General features: G+C 75.0%; 23 protein-coding genes. 5 read left to right on the forward strand and 18 right to left on the reverse strand.

Annotated features, from left to right (window positions below; all coding sequences use genetic code 11):
- Positions 1-26: 26 nt before the first annotated feature.
- The 9 genes from PH189_RS21585 to menD form a co-directional block, all read right to left on the reverse strand.
- A complete protein-coding gene (locus tag PH189_RS21585) occupies positions 27-758 on the reverse strand; it encodes a demethylmenaquinone methyltransferase (RefSeq protein ID WP_274190879.1) in 732 nt (243 codons plus the stop codon).
- Positions 755-1,357, reverse strand: coding sequence for a DUF3592 domain-containing protein (locus PH189_RS21590; protein WP_274190880.1), 603 nt, complete (start codon positions 1,355-1,357; stop codon positions 755-757). Before PH189_RS21590 ends, PH189_RS21585 begins: the two co-directional genes overlap by 4 nt.
- Positions 1,354-1,863, reverse strand: coding sequence for a monovalent cation/H(+) antiporter subunit G (gene mnhG / locus PH189_RS21595; protein ID WP_274190881.1), 510 nt, complete (start codon positions 1,861-1,863; stop codon positions 1,354-1,356). Before mnhG ends, PH189_RS21590 begins: the two co-directional genes overlap by 4 nt.
- The gene (locus tag PH189_RS21600; protein ID WP_274190882.1) at positions 1,860-2,144 is read right to left on the reverse strand and encodes a monovalent cation/H+ antiporter complex subunit F; all 285 of its coding nucleotides are present in this window, start codon (positions 2,142-2,144) and stop codon (positions 1,860-1,862) included. Before PH189_RS21600 ends, mnhG begins: the two co-directional genes overlap by 4 nt.
- Complete coding sequence (locus PH189_RS21605; protein WP_274190883.1) at positions 2,141-2,743, reverse strand: Na+/H+ antiporter subunit E; 603 nt, start codon at positions 2,741-2,743, stop codon at positions 2,141-2,143. The genes PH189_RS21600 and PH189_RS21605 overlap by 4 nt, the downstream gene beginning before the upstream one ends.
- Positions 2,740-4,551 carry a Na+/H+ antiporter subunit D gene (locus PH189_RS21610; RefSeq protein WP_274190884.1) on the reverse strand — a complete coding sequence of 604 codons (1,812 nt, stop codon included), beginning with the start codon at positions 4,549-4,551 and terminating at the stop codon, positions 2,740-2,742. Before PH189_RS21610 ends, PH189_RS21605 begins: the two co-directional genes overlap by 4 nt.
- Complete coding sequence (locus PH189_RS21615) at positions 4,548-5,042, reverse strand: Na(+)/H(+) antiporter subunit C (RefSeq protein ID WP_274190885.1); 495 nt, start codon at positions 5,040-5,042, stop codon at positions 4,548-4,550. Before PH189_RS21615 ends, PH189_RS21610 begins: the two co-directional genes overlap by 4 nt.
- Positions 5,039-7,903, reverse strand: coding sequence for a Na+/H+ antiporter subunit A (locus tag PH189_RS21620; protein WP_274190886.1), 2,865 nt, complete (start codon positions 7,901-7,903; stop codon positions 5,039-5,041). The genes PH189_RS21615 and PH189_RS21620 overlap by 4 nt, the downstream gene beginning before the upstream one ends.
- An 89-nt stretch (positions 7,904-7,992) precedes the next feature.
- Positions 7,993-9,759 carry a 2-succinyl-5-enolpyruvyl-6-hydroxy-3-cyclohexene-1-carboxylic-acid synthase gene (gene menD / locus PH189_RS21625; protein ID WP_274190887.1) on the reverse strand — a complete coding sequence of 589 codons (1,767 nt, stop codon included), beginning with the start codon at positions 9,757-9,759 and terminating at the stop codon, positions 7,993-7,995.
- Between the two features lie 431 nt (positions 9,760-10,190).
- On the opposite strand from menD, the gene PH189_RS21630 reads away from it, so the two are divergent.
- The gene (locus PH189_RS21630) at positions 10,191-11,438 is read left to right on the forward strand and encodes a hypothetical protein (protein ID WP_274190888.1); all 1,248 of its coding nucleotides are present in this window, start codon (positions 10,191-10,193) and stop codon (positions 11,436-11,438) included.
- A gap of 25 nt (positions 11,439-11,463) precedes the next feature.
- Positions 11,464-12,336 (forward strand): 1,4-dihydroxy-2-naphthoate polyprenyltransferase, encoded by an 873-nt coding sequence (locus tag PH189_RS21635; protein WP_274190889.1) that lies wholly within the window; start codon positions 11,464-11,466, stop codon positions 12,334-12,336.
- Here the strand turns inward: PH189_RS21635 and PH189_RS21640 are convergent.
- Positions 12,333-12,701, reverse strand: coding sequence for a DUF4229 domain-containing protein (locus tag PH189_RS21640; RefSeq protein WP_274190890.1), 369 nt, complete (start codon positions 12,699-12,701; stop codon positions 12,333-12,335). The genes PH189_RS21635 and PH189_RS21640 overlap by 4 nt on opposite strands.
- A gap of 205 nt (positions 12,702-12,906) precedes the next feature.
- On the opposite strand from PH189_RS21640, the gene PH189_RS21645 reads away from it, so the two are divergent.
- Together PH189_RS21645 and PH189_RS21650 are read left to right on the forward strand one after the other, a co-directional pair.
- On the forward strand, positions 12,907-13,110 hold the full coding sequence (locus PH189_RS21645) for a BldC family transcriptional regulator (RefSeq protein ID WP_274190891.1): 204 nt from the start codon (positions 12,907-12,909) through the stop codon (positions 13,108-13,110).
- 252 nt (positions 13,111-13,362) lie between these two features.
- Positions 13,363-13,623, forward strand: a complete 261-nt coding sequence (locus PH189_RS21650) for a hypothetical protein (protein ID WP_274190892.1) — start codon at positions 13,363-13,365, stop codon at positions 13,621-13,623.
- 68 nt (positions 13,624-13,691) lie between these two features.
- Here PH189_RS21650 and PH189_RS21655 read toward each other — a convergent pair whose 3' ends face one another.
- The 4 genes from PH189_RS21655 to PH189_RS21670 all read right to left on the reverse strand — a co-directional run bounded on the left by PH189_RS21655 (position 13,692) and on the right by PH189_RS21670 (position 18,705).
- Positions 13,692-15,059: a MinD/ParA family ATP-binding protein gene (locus tag PH189_RS21655; protein ID WP_274190893.1), complete on the reverse strand. Its 1,368-nt coding sequence runs from the start codon at positions 15,057-15,059 to the stop codon at positions 13,692-13,694.
- Between the two features lie 73 nt (positions 15,060-15,132).
- Positions 15,133-16,113, reverse strand: coding sequence for a c-type cytochrome biogenesis protein CcsB (gene ccsB / locus PH189_RS21660; RefSeq protein ID WP_274190894.1), 981 nt, complete (start codon positions 16,111-16,113; stop codon positions 15,133-15,135).
- Positions 16,103-17,857: a cytochrome c biogenesis protein ResB gene (gene resB / locus PH189_RS21665; protein ID WP_274190895.1), complete on the reverse strand. Its 1,755-nt coding sequence runs from the start codon at positions 17,855-17,857 to the stop codon at positions 16,103-16,105. The genes ccsB and resB overlap by 11 nt, the downstream gene beginning before the upstream one ends.
- A gap of 8 nt (positions 17,858-17,865) precedes the next feature.
- Positions 17,866-18,705 carry a cytochrome c biogenesis CcdA family protein gene (locus PH189_RS21670; RefSeq protein WP_274190896.1) on the reverse strand — a complete coding sequence of 280 codons (840 nt, stop codon included), beginning with the start codon at positions 18,703-18,705 and terminating at the stop codon, positions 17,866-17,868.
- 392 nt (positions 18,706-19,097) lie between these two features.
- On the opposite strand from PH189_RS21670, the gene PH189_RS21675 reads away from it, so the two are divergent.
- Positions 19,098-19,289 (forward strand): hypothetical protein, encoded by a 192-nt coding sequence (locus tag PH189_RS21675; RefSeq protein WP_274190897.1) that lies wholly within the window; start codon positions 19,098-19,100, stop codon positions 19,287-19,289.
- A 48-nt stretch (positions 19,290-19,337) separates the two neighbouring features.
- Here PH189_RS21675 and PH189_RS21680 read toward each other — a convergent pair whose 3' ends face one another.
- The 4 genes from PH189_RS21680 to hemL are packed head-to-tail and all read right to left on the reverse strand — an operon-like array spanning position 19,338 to position 22,189.
- Positions 19,338-19,634, reverse strand: a complete 297-nt coding sequence (locus tag PH189_RS21680; protein ID WP_274190898.1) for a zinc-ribbon domain-containing protein — start codon at positions 19,632-19,634, stop codon at positions 19,338-19,340.
- Positions 19,635-19,664: 30 nt separating this feature from the next.
- On the reverse strand, positions 19,665-20,240 hold the full coding sequence (locus tag PH189_RS21685; RefSeq protein ID WP_274190899.1) for a TlpA family protein disulfide reductase: 576 nt from the start codon (positions 20,238-20,240) through the stop codon (positions 19,665-19,667).
- On the reverse strand, positions 20,241-20,867 hold the full coding sequence (locus PH189_RS21690; RefSeq protein ID WP_378014988.1) for a histidine phosphatase family protein: 627 nt from the start codon (positions 20,865-20,867) through the stop codon (positions 20,241-20,243).
- 5 nt (positions 20,868-20,872) lie between these two features.
- Positions 20,873-22,189, reverse strand: a complete 1,317-nt coding sequence (gene hemL / locus PH189_RS21695; RefSeq protein ID WP_274190962.1) for a glutamate-1-semialdehyde 2,1-aminomutase — start codon at positions 22,187-22,189, stop codon at positions 20,873-20,875.
- Positions 22,190-22,214 lie beyond the last annotated feature (25 nt).

Genomic DNA, 22,214 nt, shown 5'->3' on the forward strand with positions numbered 1-22,214 from the left:
CAGCATGGCCCCCAGGCTGGTACTGGTCAGGCGGGCTTGGTCGCCGTGTGGAGGGCGACGATGCCGCCGGAGAGGTTGCGCCAGGCCACCGAGCGCCAGCCGGCGGCGCCGATGCGGGCGGCGAGGGCGGGCTGGTCGGGCCAGGCGCGGATCGACTCGGCGAGGTAGACGTACGCGTCGGGGTTCGAGCTCACCGCGCGGGCGACGCGGGGCAGGCCCGCCATGAGGTAGTCGGTGTAGACGCGGCGGAACGGCGCGAAGGTGGGCCGGGAGAACTCGCAGACCACGAGCGTGCCGCCCGGGCGGGTGACGCGGGCGAACTCCGCGAGCGCGGCGTCGACGTCGACGGTGTTGCGCAGGCCGAAGGAGATGACCACCGCGTCGACGGAGGCGTCGGGCAGCGGGAGGTGCAGGGCGTCGGCGGCGACGTAGGGCACCGGGCTGCGGCCCAGCTTGCCCACGAGCCGCGAGCGGCCGGTGCGCAGCATCCCGAGCGAGAAGTCGGTGGCCAGGCAGCGGGCCCCGGTGCGGGCGAGCTCGACGGTGGAGACCCCGGTGCCCGCGGCGACGTCGAGCACCGTGTCCCCCGGACCGACCGCGAGGCACGCGCGGGTGGCCCGGCGCCAGCGGACGTCCTGGGCGAACGACAGCACGGTGTTGGTGACGTCGTAGCGCGCGGCGACGCCGTCGAACATCCGGGCCACGGCGCCCGGGTCGCGGTCGAGCTCCGCGCGGGTGCCGCCCGGTTTCGGGCTCATCGGTGCCCCGCCCCCGCCATCTCGGGCTCGCCGTCCTCGCGCTCGCCGTCACCCTCGTTCTCGTCGCCGTCGCGGACCGTCCACGCCTCGCGCGCGGCCACCGCCTCCTCCCGGCGTCGCCGGGCCCGCCCGAGCGCCCAGGCACCGGGGGCGACGACGGCCCAGAGCACGAGCAGCCCGAGCGCGACGGGCAGGAGGCCCTCGGTCCAGGTGCGCCCGGCGACCCGCACCAGCTCGGGGTCGGTGCGGTCGTACTCGACCCGCACGAGCTGCCCGGGCTCGAGGCCGCGGGGGTAGAACACGCCGTCCTCCGGGGTGAGCACCGCTCCCTCGCCGGTGGTGAAGCGAACGTAGACGTGGGGCCCCGAGCCGCCCTCGAGCACCTCGCCGACGGCACGGCCGATCGAGGCGTCGATGTGGGCGTCGTTGCGCGCGGCCGCGACGAGCACCAGGCCGAGCAGGACGCTGACGACGAGTCCCACGGCGACGACGATCTCCGGAGCCTTGCGGGCGGCGGGGCGCAGCAGCGCGACCGCGGCCTCGGCCGGCGGACGCGCCTTCGCGACGGCCCGCCGCGCCAGCTCGCGCAGCCCTGTCATTCGCCCGAGTCTAGGGAGGCCCCGTCGGAGCCGTCCCCGCGCCTGCGACGGCTGCGCCCGACGGCCGCCCCGTTGCGGTGGGGCGAGCCGTCCTCGTCGCGGGCCTCGTCGTCGTCCTCCTGGTCGTCCGGACCCGGGTCGGCCTCGTCCGGGCGGTCGGTGAGCTCGTCGACGTACAGCAGGTCGCGGCGGACGCCGCCCTCGCCCCGGTGGGCGAGGCGACCGACGACGTGCGCGGTGACCGGGGCCGTCACGAGCTGGAAGGCCCCGACGAGCACGAGCATCCACACATCGGGGCTGGTGCGCAGGTGCAGCGCGCCGCCGATCACGATGAGCAGCAGGCCCACCACCTGCGGCTTCGTGGCGGCGTGCATGCGGCTGAGCACGTCGGGCAGCGACAGCAGGCCGACCGAGGCGACCAGTGCCAGCAGGACGCCGAGCACGATCGCCACCGTGCCGATCGTGTCCAGCACGAGCTCGACCGTGCTCTGGGTGGGGGTGCTCATCGTCCGGTCCCCCGTCGCACGAAGCGCGCCACGGTGGTCGAGCCGAGGAAGCCGACCAGGCTGATCGCGACCACCACGGGGACGAACGACGAGTCGCCGGTGAGCGCCGCGTACGCCACGAGCCCGCACAGGAACTCGGCGACGAGGACGTCGAGCGCGATGAGGCGATCGAGACCCGTCGGGCCCCGCAGCAGCCGCACGACGACGAGGAGCGCGGAGAGCCCGAGCAGCACGAGGGAGACGACGAGGACGGCGTCGAGCAGGGCGGGCAGGGTGCTCATCGGCTCTCCTCGGCAGTGTCGGGACCCACGGGGACGGTCGGCGCGGCCGGCCGGCCGAGGGCCGCCACGATGTCGCCCTCGAGCCGGGCGACCTGCGCGCGGAAGTCCGCGACGGCCTGGTCGTCGTCGGCGCCGAGGACGTGGGCGTAGATCGTCCGCTCCTCGGGCCGGGCCTCGATGACCACGCTGCCGGGTACGAGCGTGAGCACCTCGGTGACCATCGCCATCACGAACTCCGACGACGACGCGAGCCGGACGGCGATCACCGAGCTGCGGATCGGCGGGCCGGTGACGGCCTGCAGCGACTGCCGGGCGACCTGCAGGCTCGACACGACGAGGTCGCCGACGAACCGCGCGGCCGCGCCGAGCGCCGCCCCCGGCCGTATCCAGCCCCCGCCGGGGGCGGCCGGCAGGGGGAAGAGGACGAGCACGAGCAGCCCGATGGCCAGCCCGCCGAGCACGTTGGCCCACGAGAAGGTCCCCCAGAGCAGGACCCAGACGATCATCAGCCAGACGAGCGGGACGGCGCGGCGCAGGATCCCGCCGGTGTTGGGCGGGGTGCGGCGCCCCTCGCCCCCGTCCCGGCCCTCCCGGCTCACCGTGCGACCCGGTCGTCGACGGCCTGGGCGAACACGGCCTGGATGTAGGGCGTGCGGGCGACGAGGTCGTCGGAGGCCTGGTCGGCCACCGCGTACAGCGGGCCGGCCGCGACCGTCAGCGAGAGACCCAGCACGACGAGCGCGGCGGTCGCCGCGGTCATCACCCGCGGCAGCCGCGACGACACGGTGTCGCCGGCGGCGCCCAGGAACCGGCCGGACAGCGCCGGGGTGCTGTCGGCCGGGGCCAGGCGCGCCACGGGCCAGTCGACCTCGGCGCCGGAGTTCGCCTCGGCGCGCGCGATCGTGCGGGCCGTGCCGGGGCGCACCTGCGTGAGCACCCCGCTGCGCGGCGTCGGGGCGCCGGGCAGCCCGCCGGTCGTCCGCTCGCGGCCGTCGGGCACGTCCTCGTCGCCCTCGTCGGCCTCCTCGTCCTCGTCCTGGTCGGGCTCCTCGGAGACCGGGATCTGGTCGGCGGGGCGCCAGAAGGCGAGCACCCACACCTTGGTGACCGCGTAGAGCGTCAGCAGGCTCGTGAGCACCGAGACCACCACGAGCGTCCAGGCCAGCGCGGAGCCGTCGACGACACCGGCCTGCACCAGCGCGAGCTTGCCGATGAAACCGGAGAGCGGCGGGATGCCGCCCAGGTTGACGGCGGGGATGAACCAGAGCACGGCGAGCAGCGGCGACGCCTTCGCCAGCCCGCCGAGACGTGTCACCGACGTCGAGCCGCCGACGCCCTCGATGAGGCCGACCACGCAGAACAGCGTCGCCTGCACGGTGATGTGGTGGACGACGTAGAACACGGCGCCGGCCACGCCGAGCGGGGTGGCGAGCGCGATCCCGAAGATCATGTAACCGATGTGGCTGACGAGGGTGAACGACAGGATCCGCTTGATGTCGGCCTGCGCGATGGCGCCGAGCGCCCCGACCAGCATGGTCAGCCCCGCGGCGACGAGCAGCACGGTCCGGGTGACCTCGGAGTCCGGGAACAGCAGCGTCTCGGTGCGGATGATCGAGTACACGCCGACCTTGGTGAGCAGGCCGGCGAACACCGCGGTGACCGGGGCGGCCGCAGTCGGGTAGCTGTCGGGCAGCCACGCCGAGAGCGGGAACACGGCGGCCTTGATGCCGAACGCCGTGAGCAGCACGAGGTGGATCGCCAGCGCCGTGCCCGGTGGCACCTGCTCCATGCGCGTGGAGATCTGGGCGAGGTTCAGCGTGCCCACCGCGGCGTAGACCAGCGCGATGCCGACGAGGAAGACCAGCGACGAGACCACGTTGACGACGACGTAGATGATGCCGGCCCGCACCCGCGAGCGGCTGCCCCCGAGCGTCAGGAGCACGTAGCTCGCCATCAGCAGGACCTCGAACCCCACGTAGAGGTTGAACAGGTCCCCCGAGAGGAAGGCGTTCGCCACGCCCGCGGCGAGCACCAGGTAGGTCGGGTGGAAGATGGTGATCGGGGTGTCCTCGTCGCGGTCGTACACGCCCTGCCCGATGGCGTAGACGAGCACGGCGAGCGTCACCGTCATCGACGTCAGCAGCATCAGCGCCGACAGCGGGTCGACGACGAGCGTGATGCCCAGGGGCACCGGCCACGAGCCGACCGTGACGACGACCGGCCCCGATTCCACCGCCGCCACCAGCAGCAGCGCGGCGATGACGACCACGACGGAGAGCACGGCGACGCTGACCGCGCGCTGCAGCATCGGGCGTCGCGAGAGCACGAGGGTCAGGCCGGCGCCGAGCAGCGGCAGCAGCGCGGGCAGCGGGATCAGGGTCGCGAGCAGCGAGGAGCCCGGGTTCACGGCGCGTCCTCCCCGGTGGCGCCGGCCGCCGCGCGGACGGGGTCGGGGCCCGTCTCGGTGTCCTCCGGGTCGGTGTCGCCGACGGTCTCGCAGCCCGTGGTGTCCAGCTCCTCCTCGTCCTCCTGCTCCCCGCGCGCCAGGCGGCGGCGTACGGAGCGGTCCTCGGCGTCCTCGGTGAGGTCGTCCTCGCGGTCGAGGGTCCAGGCGCGGTGGATGAGGGCGAGCAGGAACGCCGACACCCCGAGCGTGATGACGATGGCCGTGAGCACCAGCGCCTGGACCAGGGCGTCGCTCATCGTCTCCTCCGGCGCGCGGCCGACGAGCGGCGCCGCGCCCGTGGGACCCCCGGCCACGATGACGAGCACGTTGGTGGCGTTGCCGAGCACCAGGACGCCCAGCAGCACCCGGGTCAGGCTGCGCTCGAGGAGCAGGTAGACCCCGGCCGTGTAGAGCACGCCGACGAGCGCGAGCAGGACGATCGGCGAGCTCACGACGGGACCTCCTGACGGGTCGACATCTCGCCCGTCGCGACGGAGCGCCGGCGGTCGAGCTCGGCGCCGAGACTGCGCAGGATGTCGAGCACGAGTCCGATGACGATGAGGTAGACGCCCACGTCGAAGATCAGCGAGGTCACGAACTTGACGTCGCCGAGCACCGGGACGTCGCCCTCGAGCACGGCGGTCTGCAGGACCTCGCCGCCGAGCAGCAGCGCGCCCACCCCGGTGCCGCCCGCGAGCAGCAGCCCGAGCCCGAGCAGCACACCGGCCTCGACGGGGACGGCCTCGCCGAGCTCGTAGCGACCGCCCGCGACGTAGCGCACGACCAGCGCGAGACCGGCGACGAGTCCGCCCGCGAACCCGCCGCCGGGCGCGTTGTGGCCGGCGAACAGGAAGTACAGCGAGACCACCATCATCGTCGGGAAGACCAGGCGGGTGATCACCTCGAGCAGCAGGACACGGTCGCCGTCACCGCGGCGGGCCGCCCGCAGCCAGCCGCCGGCCCCCGTCGACGGGGTGACCACGGGCTGCGGCTCCGAGCGCGGCGGCGCCCCGGAGCGGCGGTGCAGGAAGACCAGGCTGGCGACGCCGGTGGCCGCGGCGACGATCACCGAGAGCTCGCCCATGGTGTCCCAGGCGCGGATGTCGACCAGGGTCACGTTGACGACGTTCGCGCCCGCGCCGAAGTCGTAGGCCTGGGCGGGGTAGGCGGCCGACACCGGCGGGGCCTGCCGTGCGGCGAGCGCCACCGCGCCGAGCCCCGTCATGAGCAGCCCGACCGGCACGGCGACGAGCAGGCGCCGGACGCGCTGACGGGGCGTGTGCCGGTCCGCGATGTCGCGCGGGAGCGTGCGCAGCACGAGCACGACCACCACGAGCGTCGCCGTCTCCACCAGCGCCTGGGTGAGCGCGACGTCGGGCGCCCCGGCGAGCGCGAAGATCAGCGCGATCGCGTAGCCGAGCCCGCCGACCACGAGCACCGCGCCGAGGCGGCGGCGCACGCGCGTGGCGACGATCGCGCACGCGGCGCCGATGACGGCGGCGAGCACCTGGAACGGCGAGTCGGCGAGACGGTCGACGCGGACCGTGCCGAGGTCGGCCGACAGCAGCAGCGCGAGCCCCGGCCCGAGCACGAGCACCGCGAAGACCGTGGTGAGGACCCAGGACAGCGAGCCGCGCTGCGTCATCACCGTGACGCGCAGCGAGGTGTTCTCCAGGGCGTGGATCACGCCGCGCCACGCGATCTCGGCGCGCACCCCGGCCAGCGGGTGGCGCGCGGTCAGGCGGGCGCTCACCGCCGGCAGGCCCACGACGAACCCGAGGGCGACGGCGAGCACCGAGAGCCCGAGGGCCACGCCGACCGAGGGGATCACGGCCAGCTCGAGCAGGACCGGATACGTGGCCGGCAGCGTGTCGGCGTAGCCCTCGAGCAGCGGCGCGAGACTCGCGACGCCGAGCCCCGCGACGAGGCCCCCGACCCCGAGCACCACCGGCGACGCGACGAACAGCGGCCCCGGCGCCTGCCAGGTCACCGCGTCCACGCCCGGCTTGCGCCAGAAGGCACCCCACACGAACCGGGTGCTGTACCCGACGGTGAGCACCGAGCCCAGCACGACGAGCGCGAGCAGCGGCACCGCCGCGGAGCCGTAGGCCTCGTGGAGGAACGCCTCGAAGGACGCCTCCTTGGTGACGAAGCCGAGCAGCGGCGGCAGACCGGCCATCGACGACGCGGCAAGAATGCCCGCCGTCGCCAGCACCGGCGCGCGCCGCCCGAGCCCGGAGAGCTCGCGCAGGTCACGGGTGCCGGCGCGGCGGTCGATCACGCCGACGACGAGGAACAGGCAGGCCTTGAACAGCGCGTGGCCGACCACCAGCCCGAGGGCGGCGAGCGCGCCGTCCCGGGTGCCGGCCCCGGCGAGCAGGAGCATGAACCCGAGCTGGGACACCGTGCCGTACGCGAGGACGAGCTTGAGGTCGTGCTGGCGCAGCGCCTGCACGCCGCCCAGCAGCATCGTGATGATCGCCAGCGTCGCGATCAGCGGGCGCCAGGGCTCGATGTCGGCGAGCCCGGGCGCGAGGCGCAGCACGAGGTAGACGCCGGCCTTCACCATCGCCGCGGCGTGCAGGTAGGCGCTGACCGGCGTCGGCGCGGCCATCGCCGAGGGCAACCAGAAGTGGAACGGCACCAGCGCGGACTTGGTGATCGCCCCGACCAGCACACAGACCACCCCGGCGGTCACGGCTGCGGGGGTCGCGGCCGCGCCCATGAAGTACGTCACGAGCGCCGAGAGCCGCGTGGTGCCCGCCGCGGTGGACAGCACCACCAGGCCGACGAGCATCGTCAGGCCGCCCGCGGCGGTGACGACGAGCGCCTGCACCGCCGCCGCACGGCTCGCCCGCTTGTGCGAGTCGTGCCCGACGAGCAGGAAGGAGAAGACGGTCGTCAGCTCCCAGCACACGTAGAGCACGAAGACGTCGTCGGACCAGACGAGCGCGAGCATCGCCCCGGCGAAGGCGGTGAGCACCCCGGCGAACCGTCCGAGCCCGCGCGCGCCCTCCACGAAGTAGCGCGTGCAGTACAGGAGTACGAGAGCTCCGATGCCGGTGACCAGCAGCGAGAAGGTGGCGGACAGCGCGTCGAGGCGCATCGCGATGTCGATGCCGAGGGCGGGGATCCACGGGATCTCCTGGGTGGGCGTGGCGCCCGCGAGCACGGCGGGCAGCTGCGCCAGGATCCAGACGAAGGCCGCGGCGGGGACCAGGGCCAGCACCGTGAATGCGCGTCGACCGAGCACCCGGACCAGGCCCGGCGCGGCCAGCGCCGCCACTGCGTGCGCTCCCACCAGCACCAGCACGCCTGCTGCACTCCCAACTGTCGTCCCGACCCGTGGCGGGGCGCATCATTCCGGATTCCCCGTGGTGGTCGCGTGCGGTGACGACGAGGTCACTCCCGCGGGGTCGCGCCGCATCGGTCGTCGGCGAGCGCCGCCCGCACCGCCGCGACGGTCTGCTCCCCGGCCGCCCGCCGTTCCGACCGGTCGATCGCCACCTCGACCACCCGGGTTCCCGGTCGCCCTGTCGGGGCGAGCGCCCCGGTCGGACCCCCGAGCTCGGACGAGACCGCGTGGCGGTGCGGGACGTGGTGCGCGGCGCAGAGCGCGGCGAGGTCCGTGCCGTGCGGGGCCCCGAAGACGCGCTCGAAGGCGGCGGCGAAGCGTGGTGCGCCCTGCTCGAGGGTGGCGAAGATGCCGCCGCCGTCGTCGTTCGCGACCACGACGACGAGCTCCCCGCGCGGCTCCTCCGGCCCGACGAGCAGGCCGTTCGTGTCGTGCAGGAACGTCAGGTCGCCGAGCAGCGCGTAGGTCGGCCCGGGGTGGGCGAGCGCGACGCCCGCGGCGAGTGAGACCGCCCCGTCGATGCCGGAGACGCCCCGCGCCGACAGCACGCTGACGTCGGCCCGCGGCGTCGCCGCGAGCGCCACGTCCCGGATCGGCGCGGAAGCACCCACCACGAGGCACGCCCCCGACGGGAGCGCCGCGACGGTGGCCGCGGCCAGGGCGGGCCCGCTGCCCTCGGCGACGGCGGAGTCGAGCACCTGGAGGGCCCGGTCGTCGGCCTCGGCCCAGGCACGCGCGAAGTCGGCGTCGGGCTTCCAGTCGTCCGGGGGCGGGAGCGCGCCGACCGCCGTCACCGATCCGGCGACGTCGGTCCAGCCCGGCCGGGGGCGCCCGCCCGTCGGGGCCACCGAGGGGACGGCCACGACGGTGACGCACGGATCGGCGAGCAGGCGCGACACGGCGCGGTGCAGCGTCGGGCGGCCGAGGACGACGACCTGCTCGGGGCGCAGGTCCTCGCGCGTCCCGTCCAGCGCCGCCGGGAGCGCCCAGGTGCCGGCGGGCAGCGCGCGCCCGCCCGCGGGGTCCGACCACAGCGGCGACGTCGGCTCGGCGAGCACCGGGACGCCGTCGGGCAGGCGGGTCCCTGCGGGCACGACCTCCCCGCCGTGACCGGCGACGACGAGCGTCCGCGCGCCCGCGCGCAACGCCAGGGGCGCGAGGGTGGAGGCGGGCGGTGCCGCGACGATCCCCGTCCACGGAGCGCCGTCGGGCCGGCCCTCGAGCGCGGGGTCGGAGCTGGTCCGCGGGTCGGCGGCGCCCTGCGGGTCGAGCAGCGGCTCGCGCAGCGGGACGTTGAGCTGGACGGGACCGGGGTCGCCCCCGCTCGTGCCCGCCGCCCGGTCGAGCGCCCGGGCCACGACCGCCCGCCACGAGCGCGCCGCACCGGGGCGGTCCTCCGCCAGCGGCATCACCACCGAGGCGCGGACCGCCTCGCCGTACATCCCGACCTGGTCGATCGTCTGGTTGGCGCCGCTGCCCACGAGCTCGACGGGCCGGTCGGCGCTGACCACGAGCAGGCCCACCCCGCTGCGCGAGGCCTCGAGCACGGCGGGGTGCAGGTTGGCCACCGCGGTGCCCGAGGTGACGACCACCGGCACGATGCGGCCCGACACCGAGCCGAGCCCCACCGCGAGGAACCCAGCGCCGCGCTCGTCGACGCGGACGTGCAGCCGGAGCCGCCCGTCCCGGTCGGCGGCGTAGAGGGCGACGAGCAGCGGCGCGTTGCGCGACCCGGGGCACGCGACGGCATCCGTCACCCCCGCCCGGACCCACTCGTCCACGACGACGTGGGCCTGCGCCGTCGAGGGAATCACCCAACCCACGGTAGTGACGCCGAGGCCGTCGCACCCGCTGGGCAGGGGTGATCCCGGCCCCTGATCACGCACGGCGGCGATGAGCGTCCGCTCGCGGGGTCGAGACCTCCCACGGCGGACCGTGTCCTGAGGACACGGTCTGCCTGCTCGACTCCTCGATGCGCCGGAGGGGTTCGACGCAATGATCACCCACAGGAGCCCCTCGACCCCCGTGCGTCTGCACCACGCACGCGCCGACGTCGGGGAGGCGCGCCGTACGGGTGGTGAAGCACTCGACCGGATGACAACCCATCGAGCGGATCTCCGCCGAATCGGACACCGCGGCCCGTGATCGCGCCGTTCACTGCACCGTGCGCACCGACACGACTCGACTCCAGCCCTCCACGGAGCGGGTCGTCCGGGCGCGGCGGACGCGACGGACAGGCTTCGTCGTGGCCACCGGCGTCCTGACGACCGCCCTGTCCCTCGCGACCCTCGCCCCGGTGGCGACCGCCGAGCCGGGCGTGCCCCCACCGACAGGCCCGCATACGCAGGCCGCCCCGGACGACGAGGGCCCGCAGCGCTGGGCACCCCCGCTGGCCGGGACGTCGACTGGTGTCGCGATCACCGAGGGCACCGCCCGCCTGAGCACCATGCGCGACGGCACCGAGACCGGCCCGGCCGCGCTGCGCGGCGCCGAGCGCCAGGGCCTGCTCGACCTCGGCGCCCACCAGTTCGCGACACCGGTCAACCGGATCGACGCCCCGGTCACCGGCGACGTCCCGCCCGGGTCCCAGGTGGCGGTCGACGTGCGCGGGCAGGACGCCGACGGCCAGTGGAGCGAGTGGCTCCCCGCCGAGCCCGGCTCCCCCGCGGTGCTCCCGGAGCCCACGCGCACCGTGGCCGTGCGCCTCGCGATGCTCGCCCCGACCGGATCGGCCGGCCCGGTGGTGCGCAGCCTCGAGGTCCTCGCCGACGAGGTGCCGACCGGCCCGCGCACGATCGCCCCGCGGGCCAGCTACCGGGTGTTCGCCACCCGCGAGGGCCTCGTCGGCGGCGTCACCGCCAACGGGCACCGGATCACGCCGAACGACCAGTTCGCCGCGCTGCCCTCGCGTCGCGCGCTCTCCCCGAACGGGCGCGGCGACTACAGCGTGCGCGTCTGTGCCGCGGGCGGGCGCTGCGCGACCGTGCCCGTGTGGGACGTCGGGCCCTGGAACACCAAGGACGACTACTGGAACCCGTCGGACCAGCGCCAGCAGTGGAAGGACCTCCCGCAGGGCCGCCCGCAGGCCCAGGCCGCGTTCGAGAACAAGTACAACGGCGGGCGCGACGGCTTCGGCCGCCAGGTGAAGAACCCCGCGGGCATCGACCTCGCCGACGGCACCTTCTACGGCCTCGGCCTGCGCAACAACGCCTTCGTCACCGTCGACTACCTCTGGACCGCGAAGTCCGCGGCGCTGGGCCGGGCAACCACCGCCGGCGCGGGTCCGGTCGTGGAACGGGCGACCCCGGACGCCGCGGCGCCCGACGGCGGGGTGGTCGGCGACGGCGCCCAGGTCGAGGTCCAGTGCCAGGTCGCGGGCAGCTCCGTCACCGGCACCCAGGGCACCAGCAACCTCTGGCTGCGCACCCGACCGGAGCGCTACGTCCCGGCCGCGTGGATCCAGGGCGCGCCGCCGGTGCCGCCCTGCACCTAGCGTCACGTCGGTAAAGTCGCCGGGCGTGGCGACCGTCGGCGAATGGGTGGAGGGCGCGCGTCCCCGCACGCTGCCCACGGCGATCGCCCCCGTGCTCGCGGGCTCCGGGGCGGCTGCAGGGGTCGCCGGATTCGACCCGGTGGCCGCCGCGCTCGCGCTGATCGTCTCGGTGTCCTTCGTGATCGGCGTGAACTTCGCCAACGACTACTCCGACGGCGTCCGCGGCACGGACGACGACCGCGTCGGACCCCTGCGTCTCGTGGGCTCCGGGGTGGCGCAGCCGTACGTGGTCAAGCGCACCGCGCTGCTCTGCCTCGGCCTCGGGGCGCTCGCCGGTGTCGTGCTCTCGCTCTACAGCGGGCACTGGTGGCTGATCGTGGTCGGCGCGGTGTGCCTGCTCGGCGCCTGGTTCTACACCGGGGGCTCGCGCCCGTACGGCTACCGCGGGCTGGGCGAGCTCGCGGTGTTCGTCTTCTTCGGGCCGGTCGCGGTGCTCGGCACCGAGTTCGTGCAGACCGGCCGCGCCAGCGGTCTCGGGATCGGCGCCTCGGTGGGCGTGGGCCTGCTCGCCTGCGCGGTCCTCGTCGCCAACAACCTGCGCGACATCGGGTCCGACGTCGACACCGGCAAGCGCACCCTCGCGGTGGTGCTCGGCGACCGCGACACCCGCGTGCTCTACGCCGCGCTCGTCGTGATCCCGCTCGGCATGACCCTCGTGCTCAGCCTGCGGGCCTGGGGCGCACTGGCCGGTCTCCTCGCGCTGGTCCTGATCGTGCCCGGCCTGCGGCGGGTGCTCGCCGGGTCGACCGGCCGGGACCTGATCCCCGTGCTGCGCGACACCGCGCTCGGGCTGCTGGTGTGGTCCGCCGCGACGGCGCTCGGCCTGGCCCTCACCTAGGCCTCGACCGACGGCTCCTCTCCCGGGGCGTCTCCCCGGAGCTCGGCCCGCAGCTGCTCGCGCCGGGCCCGACGCGACGCCGTCGCCGCGTCCACCTCGGCGGCGAGCCGGGCCCGCAGCCCGCGGAACAGGAACAGCGACAGCGGCAGGGCCACGACGATGGCGATCAGCAGCGACACGAGCAGCGGCAGGCCGGCCACCACGAGCACGCCCGCGATCACGGCGACGACGAGCAGGCGGGCGCCGACGTACAGAGAGGCGGCCAGCGCGACGCCGCCGGGCGAGCCGGTGGCGCCGGAGGGGTTGTCGGCGGTGTCGTCCCGGACGCCCTCGGCGGGCCCGGGAGCGGGATTCGGCGAGGTCACGGCACCAGGGTAGGCGCGCGACAGGTGCCCCGCGCCCGCAGCCGGCGGGCGCCGGAGTCGTCCGTTTCGCCCTTTGTGTTCTCTTTACCTGGATACAAGCGTTCGAGTACGTACGGGGTCCGGTGTCACGATTCGCCGCGTTGTGTCCGCTCCCGCCGTTCGGCGGTCGGGCGGGCACCCGTGGCGACAGGGAAGGTGGAGTGACATGACCATCACTCACGAGGCCGGCGAGCGACTCATGACCCCCGGCGAGGTCGCGGCGATGTTCCGCGTCGACCCGAAGACCGTCACGCGCTGGGCGTCCGCGGGCCGCATCGGCTCCATCCGCACCCCGGGTGGCCACCGCCGCTTCCGCGAGTCCGAGGTCCGCACCCTGCTCGACGGCCTGACCAGCGAGGCGCACCGCTGACCGACGCGACACGACCGGCGGCCGGACGGCCGCCGGTCGGACGCGCCGCGGCGGCGCCGACGGGGATCCACTCCGTCCGACCTGAGCGGGGCGCCCCGTGACACGGCACCCGCTCGTCCCGGGCACCCGACCGTCACCCGACGTGCACCTCGCGCACGTCACGCGGACTTCCGATCCGACCGGTAGCGTGGCGGATGCCCGGTCCGTGGAGCATCCGCGGCCGGTGACGTCGAAGATGCAGGAGGCGTCCGAGTGATCCCGTTCCTCGTGGCCGTGCTTGTCCTGGTCGTCGTGGGGACGTTGCTGTGGAAGGTGATGGCCGCCCAGGCGGCTCAGGCCGGACACGACGGCGGTCCCGGCGGCATGGTCGAGGACGCACCGACCGGCCCCACCCGCCAGGCCTCTCCGCGTCGCCCGCAGCGCCCGGTCGCGCCGGACGACGACCCGGAGTTCCTGCGCTCGCTCGACGAGCGGATCCAGCGCCCCGAGCGCGAGGACCCGCCCTCGGCCTGAGAACCGACCTCCCGCGAGGGGCGTCCCGGTCCGCCGGGGCGCCCCTCGTGACGTCTGTGGGATTCCCTCTATCGGGGGATCATCGGGCGACGCACCCGCGACCCGGCCCGGCCGAAGTCGTCGGCGACGGTGGCCGCGAGCTCGAGCAGCGCCGCCCGAGTGCGCGAGGCGAGCTTGTCCAGCTCGATCTCGGCGCCCTCCTCGAGGTGCGGGTCGAACGGCAGCCGCACGACGGCCCGGCAGCGCGCCGCGAAGTGGTCGGAGACGCGGTCGAGGTCGACGTTGCCCGACGACCGCCGCGCGTAGTTGATGACGGCCACCGACCGGGAGACCAGATCGCGGTAGCCGTGCGCGTCGAGCCAGTCGAGGGTGGCCGACGCGCTGCGCGCCCCGTCGATCGACGCCGACGAGACGATCAGCAGCGAGTCCGCGACGTCGAGGACACCCTTCATCGCGGAGTGCATGAGCCCGGTGCCGCAGTCGGTGAGCACCACGTTGTAGAAGTGCTCGAGCAGCGTCACCGTGCGCCGGTAGTCGACCTCGCTGAACGCCTCGGACACCGCCGGGTCCTGCTCGCTGGCGAGGACCTCCAGGCGGGACGGGCCCTGCGAGGTGTAGGCGCGGACGTCGGAGTACCGCCGCACACGGTTGGCGTCGCGCAGCAGGTGGCGCACGGTGGCCGTGGTCTCGAGCGGGATCTTCTGGCTCAGCGTGCCGCGGTCCGGGTTCGCGTCCACGGCGATCACGCGATCGCCGCGCAACGACGCGAACGTCGACCCGAGCGTCGTCGTCATCGTGGTCTTGCCGACGCCGCCCTTGAGGCTCAGCATCGCGATCTTGTAGCAGCCGTGGAGGGGCTGGTTGACCCGCGCGATCAGCTCGCGGCGCGCGGCGTCCCCGGCGCTCTCCCCCGGGTTGACCAGGCCGCCGCTGCCGACGAACAGCGCACGCCGCCAGCCTGTTTGCGGCGGGCGCTTGCTGGGCCGCAGGAGCTGCGCCGACGAGAGGTCGTAGGTCGCGGGACCGTTCGGGCCCTGCGGCGCGTGGGCACCGCGCCCCGGCGTCGTGAAACGGCCCGAGAGCGGCGTCCGCTCAACCGGCAGGGGGCCCGCGGCGCTGCCGGGGGCCGCGGCGGCAGTGCCGCGCGGGTCGACGCCGGGGTGGCGGGGCTGGGCGGCGTCGCCGCGGGCGGCCTCGGCCGTGTCGACCCGCCGCGTGGTCTCCGGGGAGTCCGCCGGCGCGGCCACGGCCGACGGCTCGGCCGGGGTGCCGTTCGTCGCCGCGGTCTCCGACGACCCGCTCGGCGTCTCGCCCGAGGAGGTCGTGGTGGAGGTCGGCCCTGAGGTCGGCGCTGAGGTCGGCGCTGAGGTCGGCGCTGACGGCGGCGAGGACGACGGGGGCGTCGCCGGCGACTCGTCGTCGTCCCTGGCTTCCATCTGGCGGCCCCTCCCTCGTCGCGTGGCGCGCCAGACCGTATCCCGTCGTGGAGATCCGAACGACCGGAACCGGTCAGCCGACGCCGGCGTACGAGTGCAGGCCCGTGACGACGAGGTTCACGAAGAACAGGTTGAACACCATCACCGCGAAGCCGACCACGTTGATCACCGCGGCGCGGCGGCCCCGCCAGCCGGCGGTGGACCGCGCGTGCAGGTAGCAGGCGTAGACGATCCAGGCGACGAGCGCGGTGGTCTCCTTGGGGTCCCAGCCCCAGTAGCGGCCCCAGGCGGCCTCGGCCCAGATCGCCCCGGTGATCACCGCGAACGTCCAGATCGGGAACGCAAGCGCCGTGGCGCGGTACGCGACGCGGTCGAGCACGTCGGCGCCCGGCAGCCGCGCGGCCCACGCGAGGCGGGTCGGGGTGTTCTCGTGCGCGGCCCGCAGGAGGTACAGGACGCTGCTGACACCGGCGAGCAGCAGGATGCCCGAGGCGATGACGGCGGCGGAGACGTGGATCGCGAGCCAGTACGAGCGCAGCGCGGGGACCACGGGCGCGGTCTGCGTGTAGAGCACCGTGCCGGCCAGGAACATCAGGATGATCACGGGCAGCAGCACGAAGACGCCGAGGCGGCGCAGCTCGGGGCGGCGGTACAGCACGACCAGCCAGGCCCCCACCGCGACCAGGCAGATCGCGGCGGTGAACTCGTACATGTTGCCCCAGGGCACCCGCTGCGCGGCGAACCCGCGGACCACGAGCATCGCCAGGTGCAGGCCGAACCCGAGGACGGTGAGCGAGACCCCCATGCGCCCGAACCGCTCCGCCCGGGAGCGGGGCGGTGCGGCGCCGGCCGGGGCGTCGTTCACGTCGGCGGCCCCCGTCGAGCCACCGCCCACGGCCGCGCCGACGGGCTCCCGCGCGGACTCCTCGGCCCGCGCCGGACGCCGCAGGAGCGCGTGCTCGACGGCGTGCAGGATCATCGCCAGCACGTAGACGCCGAGGGCGGACTCGAACAGCAGGTCGCCGAACTGGCCGAGCTGCGCGTCAACGACCATCGGGGTCCTCCCGGTCCTCCCCGCCGGCGTCCACCGACGGTTCCTGCGTCGCCTCGGGCGGCACGGCCTCCTCGGGGACGGCCGAGTCGGGCATGGCGTGGTCAGGCACGGCGTGGTCGGGTTCCGCCTCGCCCCGCGCGCCCAGCTCGGCCGCGAGCCGCCCGAACTCCTCGCCGTAGCCCGCGCGGTCCGTGCGTGCCAGCCCGCCGAGCGTCACCACCGTACGACCACCTGTCGTAGGTGGCAGTGCGGGGGCCGCGCGCACCCAGAAGCGGCGGCGGCGCACCGTCAGCGACAGCGTCAGGCCCCCGAGCAGCGCGATCGCCGTGATCAGCACCGCCGTCTGCCCCGGGTCGTGCGACACCTGCAGCGACACCCAGTTCTCGACGCCGTCGAAGCGGATGCGGGTGCCGTCGTCGAGCGTGATCTCGCCGCCGGGCTTGATGTTCTCCCGGGCCACCCGCACCAGCCGGCCCTGGTCGACCATGCCCTGGTCCACCGAGAAGATCGACTGCGCGCGGCCGGAGTCGAGCCCCAGGTCGCCGCGCAGCACGTCGACGGCGACCTCGGGGTTGTTCAGCGCCGGGAACACCGACGTCACCAGGCCGCCGCCGGAGGACGTCGGCGCGAACAGACCGGTGATCGCGAGCTGGGAGCGCCGGCGCTGCGCCTCGTCGGTGACCCCCGGCGGGTCGATCTTCGTCGCGCCCTCGGAGAGCAGCGTCGCCTGGTCGACGGGACGCCACTGCACCAGGCCGACGCGCTGCTGGCCGTCGGGGAAGGTCACCGTGAACCGGGGCGCATAGCCGTGCCCGAGCAGGTAGACGCGCTCGCCGTCGACGCGCAGCGGGTCGTTCACCGCGAGGTCGTGGGGCACCCAGGCGTCGGCGCCGCTCTGCACGGCCTCGCCGTCCTGATAGCGGATCGCGGCGTCGAAGGAGTCGGGCTGGCCGTCGGGGCGGAACGTCGCGCGGAAGCCGTCGACGGTCAGGCAGAACGGGTCGAGCCCGGTGCCGTCGACCTGCAGACCGGGGCGGAACGAATCGTAGGCGTAGATCCCGGAGTTGCAGAACTCGCTGCCGTCGGCCATGACGATGACCTGGCCCTCGTAGCCCAGGATCTTGCCGATCGCGATGCCGCCGAGCAGGGCCACGAGGCTGAGGTGGAACACCAGGTTGCCGACCTCGCGCAGCGCGCCCTTCTCCGCCGAGATCGTGCGGACGCCGCCCGGCTCGGAGCGCACCACGATGCGCCAGCCGCGCAGCCGCCGTCGGGCCGCGGCCACGACGGCGTCCGGATCGTCGTCGGAGGTGCTCTGCGCGTGGTGGGGCAGCCGGGCGAGGTTGCGCGGCACGGCGACCGGCTCGACGCGCAGGCTCCGGGCGTGCTCGATCGACCGCGGGACCAGGCAGCCGATGAGCGAGATGAACAGCAGCAGGTAGACCGCCGAGAACCACGGCGTGGCGAAGACGTCGAAGAACCCGAGGTCGTCGAGCACCGGGCCGAGCGAGGGGTTCTGAGCGAGGTAGTCGTCGACGGCGTTGGGGCTCGGGGTGCGCTGGGGCAGCACGGCCCCGGGCAGCGCGGCCACCGCGAGCAGGAACAACAGGATCAGCGCGGTGCGCATGCTGGTCAGGCCGCGCCAGGTGTTGCGGGCCAGCGCGAGCGCGCGCCGGGCGCGACTCGGACCCGAGGGCGGCGGGCCGGCGTCCCCGGCGGGCGCCTTCGGCAGCGTGGTGGTCATCGGTGGCCCTACAGCGGTGTGGAGAAGCCGGCGATGGGACCGCGCAACAGGGCGATGATCTCGGCCCAGAGGCCGGTGGCGAGCAGCAGGCCCACGACGATCATGCCGATGCCGCCGACGACCTGGATGCGCCGGCTGTGGTTCCGCAGCCAGGCCTGCGCCCGCACCGCGCGCCCGGCGCCGAGGGCGATGAGCACGAACGGCACGCCGAGCCCGACGCAGTAGGCGAGCAGCAGCACCACGCCCCGGACGCCGGCGCTCCCCGCGTCGGTGCCGCTGGCCAGGGCGACGACCCCGGCGAGCGTCGGCCCGAGGCACGGCGTCCAACCCAGGCCGAACGTCGCGCCGAGCAGCGGCGCGCCGACCAGCCCGAGCTGCGGCACGCGGTGCGGGCGAGTGTCGCGCTGCAGCGCCGGGACCAGGCCGAGGAAGACCAGGCCCATCGCCACGGTGACGACGCCGCCGATCCGCTGCAGGAGGGCCTCGTTGGCCAGTAGCGCGTCGGCCAGCCAGACGATCGACCCGAGGCCGACGACGAAGACGACGGTGAAGCCGAGCACGAACAGGCACGCCGCCCCGGCGACCCGCCAGCGGCGCAGCCGGCGCGGGGTCGCGGTGGCCACCGGGAGCTCGCCGGTGACCGCGGCCCGGCGCTCGGCGGCCTGCGCCTTCACCTCGTCCTCGGTCACCGCCGGCGCGTCGGCGCCGACCAGGCCGGCGAGGTACGCGAGGTAGCCCGGCACCAGCGGCACGACGCACGGCGACGCGAAGCTGACCGCGCCGGCCGCCACGGACAGCAGCACGGCGAGCAGGACGGGGCCGGACGTGGCCACCTCGGTCAGGTTCATGGCGGCTCCAGGGTAGGACGCCCCGGTCGGACGCGCGTGTGGACGGGGACCCATCTCCGACGATGTGTCGTAGATCGTGCCGTCGGCGCGGGACGCCGGGGCGCTCCCCCCAGCGGGATGCTTCGGGAACCGAAGCGTTCGCGGTAATTCGGTGGCGCCGCCGGAGGGGTCCCTCCTACCGTCCTCGCCGTGGACATCGACTCCTGAGGCGTCCGGACCGTTCCGGTCCCCCGCCCGTCCGCTGCCCCTCCCGCCGTCCGGCGCAGTGCCTCGCACCCCGGGCGTGATCAGGCAGTCCTCACGGTCGATGTCGATCTCCGTCGTGACCGTGACGGCTCGCTGATCTCCCGGCACCCGGCGGCGTCCGCCCGCACACCCCCCAGGAGGTCCCCATGCGAACCACCCCGTCCCCACAGGCCCCGTCCGCGCCGCAGCCGGCCAACCGCGCCGAGCGACGGGCCGCCGCCCGCGGCCGCTCGGCCGGCGGGGGCAGCACCCGCACGGCGCCGCGCGCCACCGGCCCGCGCGAGCACACCACGCCCGCGCATGCCCGCGCCGACTTCGCCGCCCGCCGCCGCGGGTGAGACAGCGGGTGACCAGGCGGCTGACGACCGGGCCGGACGGTCCGCTCGTCAGCCGTGGGCGCCGGGGTGCTGCTGCTGCGGGAACTGCTGCGGAGGCGGCCCCGACCCCGCGGGCGGGAGCTGCGTCAGCTGCTCGGCCGCGACCTTGTCGACGGTCATCTGGAACCCGCACGCCGTGCACTGCGTCGCGTAGCGCGTGCGGACCGGGAAGAGCGGGATGAAGAAGAGCGTGAACTTCGTGACCAGCTTCAGGACGGCGTTCGCCGCCGACCGGTGACAGTTCGCGCAGGTCAGTAGCACCATCGCGAGCTGCTGCACCGCGCGGCGCGTCCCAAAGATGATCACATCGGCTCCTCGGCGTCGATACGTGCGGCGTCAGCTGGCGGGGGCGGGTTCGGCAGCGATGCGATCGACCACGGGCTGCAGGTCCGAGGCCAGGACGGCGGTGAGGAACACCGCCGCCACGCGGTGGGAGCGGTCGAGCACGATCGTCGACGGCACCGCGTTGCGCGGGTAGCCGCGCAGCACGAGCAGGGAGCGACCCGGCGGGTCGAAGATCGACGGGTAGACGACGCCGCGGTCGCGGACGAAGTCGGCGGCGGCGTCGCGCTGGTCGCGGACGTCGATCCCGAGGAACTGCACCCCGCGCGGCGCGGACGCCTCGGCGACCTGGTCGAGGGCGGGCGCCTCGGCGCGGCAGGGCCCGCACCACGATCCCCAGACGTTGAGCACCACGACCTGGCCGCGGTAGGCCTCGGTGGACAGCTCCCGGCCGGGCTCGAGCAGGCTCTCGCCGCCGAGGGCGGGCAGGACGCCCCGGGTCTCGGGCGGGTCGTAGGTGACGGTCGTGCGCCCGCCGGTGCCGCCGAAGACGAACCCCCCGTCCGACGGCGACGACGAGCACCCGGCGAGCACGAGCAGGCCCACGAGCAGGAGCAGGACGGCACGCACTCAGGCGCCCGTCGCCGTCGGGTCCGAGACGCCGCCGGGCTCGGCGTAGGCGATGTCGGCGAGGCTCTCGTCGTCGAAGACGAAGCTGGTCACCGACCCCAGCGAACACTGCCGGTGCCTCGGGTTGTGCCACAGGCGCTCGCCGGACAGGAAGCGGCGCAGGGTCCAGATGGGCAGCTGGTGCGTCACGCAGACCGCCTCGTGCCCCGCGGCGAGCGCCCGCGCGCGGTGGGCGGCGCCGAGCATCCGGTGCGCGATCTCGAGGTACGGCTCGCCCCACGACGGCGTGAACGGGTTGCGCAGCAACGGCCAGTACTCCGGCTTGCGCAGCGCGCCGTCGCCGACCCCGACGTTCAGGCCCTCGAAGGCGTTGCCGGCCTCGATCAGCCGGTCCTCGGTGATCGGCTCCACCCCGAGCTTCTCGGCGATCGGCACCGCGGTCTCCTGCGCCCGCTGCATCGGGGAGACGAGCAGCGCGGTGACGTCGACGCCGGCCAGGTGCTCGGCGGCCCGGCGCGCCTGCTCGCGTCCGGTGTCCGAGAGCCCGTAGCCGGGCAGGCGGCCGTAGAGGATGCCCTCGGGGTTGTGGACCTCGCCGTGTCGGACCAGGTGGACGGTCGTGCGCAGCGGGCTCATGGTGCCGTCGCCGCGGCCGCCGCGCGCGCCGCGGCGGGCAGCGCGTCGGCGATCACCGAGAACGCGTCGTCGTCGAGGGCCGCGGAGATGAAGCACGCCTCGAAAACGCTCGGCGGCCAGTACACCCCGGCGTCGAGCAGGGTGTGGAAGAACGGTGGGAAGCGCCAGGTCTCGGCGGCCTTCATGTCGTCGTAGTTCCGGCCCACCTCGTCGGCGAAGCGGACCGACACCAGCGAGCCCGCCCGTTGCATCGTGTGCACGACCCCGGCCGCGGAGAGCGCGTCGGTGACCAGGCCGTGCAGGCGGTCGGCGTTCGCGTCCAGCGCCGTGTAGACCTCGGGCGTCGCGTGGCGCAGCGTCGTGAGCCCGGCCGCGACCGCGACCGGGTTCCCGGCCAGCGTCCCGGCCTGGTAGACGGGGCCGGCGGGTGCGAGGTGGCCCATCACGTCGGCGCGGCCGCCGAACGCGGCGGCGGGCAGGCCGCCGGACATGACCTTCCCGAAGCAGTAGAGGTCGCCGGCGACGCCCTCGAGGCCGTACCACCCGGACGCCGAGACCCGGAAGCCGGTCATCACCTCGTCGATCACCAGCAGCGCGCCGTGGGCCTGGCAGAGCCGCTTGAGCCCGGCGTTGAAGCCGTCGGCGGGGGCGACCGCGCCCATGTTGCCCGCGGCCGCCTCGGTGATCACGCAGGCGATCTCGGGGCCACGCTCGGCGAACACGGCGGCGACGGCGTCGAGGTCGTTGTAGGGCAGCACGACGGTGTCGGTCGCCTGGGCGCCGGTGACGCCCGGCGACGAGGGGAGCCCGAACGTCGCGACACCCGAGCCCGCCTCGGCGAGCAGCGCGTCGACGTGACCGTGGTAGCAGCCGGCGAACTTGACCACCACGCTGCGCCCGGTGAACCCGCGGGCCAGCCGCACCGCGCTCATCGTCGCCTCGGTGCCGGAGTTGACCAGGCGCACCTGCGCGACGGGCTCGACGCGCCGCACGAGCTCCTCGGCGAGGTCGACCTCGCCGATCGTCGGCGTCCCGAACGACAGCCCGGCGGTCGCGGCCTCGCGCACCGCCTCGACCACGGCGGGGTGCGCGTGCCCGAGGATCATCGGGCCCCAGGAACTGACCAGGTCGACGTAGCGGTTCCCGTCGGCGTCGGTGAGCCAGGGCCCGGAGCCGGCCACCATGAACCGCGGGGTGCCGCCCACCGACCGGAACGCGCGGACCGGGGAGTTCACCCCGCCCGGCACCACCTGCTCGGCGCGCGCGAAGAGGTCCGCGCTGCGCCCGACGTCGGACGTCCCGGGGCTCGTCATCGCTGTGCGGGTCACGGCGCCAGTC

Source organism: Actinomycetospora chibensis, from assembly GCF_028737215.1.
GTDB lineage: Bacteria > Actinomycetota > Actinomycetes > Mycobacteriales > Pseudonocardiaceae > Actinomycetospora > Actinomycetospora chibensis.

Coding starts and splice junctions, on each gene's coding strand:
- PH189_RS21585 (WP_274190879.1), bottom strand. CDS start 758: ATGAGCCCGAAACCGGGCGGCACCCGCGCGGAGCTCGACCGCGACCCG.
- PH189_RS21645 (WP_274190891.1), top strand. CDS start 12,907: ATGACCATCACTCACGAGGCCGGCGAGCGACTCATGACCCCCGGCGAG.
- hemL (WP_274190962.1), bottom strand. CDS start 22,189: ATGACGAGCCCCGGGACGTCCGACGTCGGGCGCAGCGCGGACCTCTTC.
- mnhG (WP_274190881.1), bottom strand. CDS start 1,863: ATGAGCACCCCCACCCAGAGCACGGTCGAGCTCGTGCTGGACACGATC.
- resB (WP_274190895.1), bottom strand. CDS start 17,857: ATGACCACCACGCTGCCGAAGGCGCCCGCCGGGGACGCCGGCCCGCCG.
- PH189_RS21590 (WP_274190880.1), bottom strand. CDS start 1,357: ATGACAGGGCTGCGCGAGCTGGCGCGGCGGGCCGTCGCGAAGGCGCGT.
- PH189_RS21675 (WP_274190897.1), top strand. CDS start 19,098: ATGCGAACCACCCCGTCCCCACAGGCCCCGTCCGCGCCGCAGCCGGCC.
- PH189_RS21655 (WP_274190893.1), bottom strand. CDS start 15,059: ATGGAAGCCAGGGACGACGACGAGTCGCCGGCGACGCCCCCGTCGTCC.
- PH189_RS21600 (WP_274190882.1), bottom strand. CDS start 2,144: ATGAGCACCCTGCCCGCCCTGCTCGACGCCGTCCTCGTCGTCTCCCTC.
- ccsB (WP_274190894.1), bottom strand. CDS start 16,113: ATGGTCGTTGACGCGCAGCTCGGCCAGTTCGGCGACCTGCTGTTCGAG.
- PH189_RS21670 (WP_274190896.1), bottom strand. CDS start 18,705: ATGAACCTGACCGAGGTGGCCACGTCCGGCCCCGTCCTGCTCGCCGTG.